This is a genomic window from Vibrio sp. Y176, from assembly GCF_033438945.1.
Genome location: NZ_JAWOQS010000469.1, coordinates 1 through 729 on the forward strand (window position 1 = coordinate 1; position 729 = coordinate 729).

The following is a 729-nucleotide window of genomic DNA, read 5'->3' on the forward strand; positions in this document are numbered from 1 at the left end:
GGCGTTATGCGCCAAAAATTGGATTCACATCCATGCTTTTGTGGAGGATACGGATAATCTCAATATTTTGATTGCCGATCTGACGATAAAATATTACGTGGCTTCCTTGTGGGAATTTTCTGTAGCCATCGCGAATTTCGTCACAGGCTTTACCAATGTCAGGATTTTCGGCTAACAGCCAAAATGAGTCATCAAACTGTTTTAGATAAATATTTCGCTGTTCACGACCCCAGCGTCGAGAGGTAAACAAGGCTATATCTCTTAAATCAGATTTCGCCTTGTTAGTTAACTGAAATGGTCTCATTTTTTCTCTTCGCTATCTAACTCATTGATAAACGAATCAAGGTCATAATCCGCAACTCCACTTTCTTCACCTTCAACAAGCAATTGGCGTAAAGTGTTCATTTTAGTTTCTTGGGTTTCAAGTAAACGTAAAGCGGAACGAATGACTTCACTTGCAGAGGCATAGCGACCGCTTTGGATTTGATTAGCAATAAAACCGTCAAAATGGTCACCCAAAGTAATACTAGTGTTCTTAGCCATAATATAGCCCTCAATACCAATAGATACCTAATTATGGTATTAATTGGGCTTGAATGCAAGGCGCATAACAAAGCGTTTAAGACAGATTCGCAACGCATGGCATTTTCAGTTTGATTCAGCTTTCGTGTTTACGGCACAATGGTTTAGCTTAGGTGGCAGCGTTGCTCACTACTTAACGCGGCGTTA

Annotated in this window: 2 protein-coding genes; both read right to left on the bottom strand. The window is 40.3% G+C overall.

Features of this window, described 5'->3' with window-relative positions:
• Positions 1–4: 4 nt before the first annotated feature.
• Positions 5–304, bottom strand: coding sequence for a type II toxin-antitoxin system RelE/ParE family toxin (locus R7O13_RS26745; RefSeq protein WP_228071973.1), 300 nt, complete (start codon positions 302–304; stop codon positions 5–7).
• The gene (locus tag R7O13_RS26750) at positions 301–543 is read right to left on the bottom strand and encodes a type II toxin-antitoxin system ParD family antitoxin (RefSeq protein ID WP_053304443.1); all 243 of its coding nucleotides are present in this window, start codon (positions 541–543) and stop codon (positions 301–303) included. The genes R7O13_RS26745 and R7O13_RS26750 overlap by 4 nt, the downstream gene beginning before the upstream one ends.
• Between the last annotated feature and the right edge of the window lie 186 nt (positions 544–729).

Excerpts from the sequence above, each read along its gene's own strand:
- R7O13_RS26745 (WP_228071973.1), bottom strand. The coding sequence starts at position 304 with ATGAGACCATTTCAGTTAACTAACAAGGCGAAATCTGATTTAAGAGAT.
- R7O13_RS26750 (WP_053304443.1), bottom strand. The coding sequence starts at position 543 with ATGGCTAAGAACACTAGTATTACTTTGGGTGACCATTTTGACGGTTTT.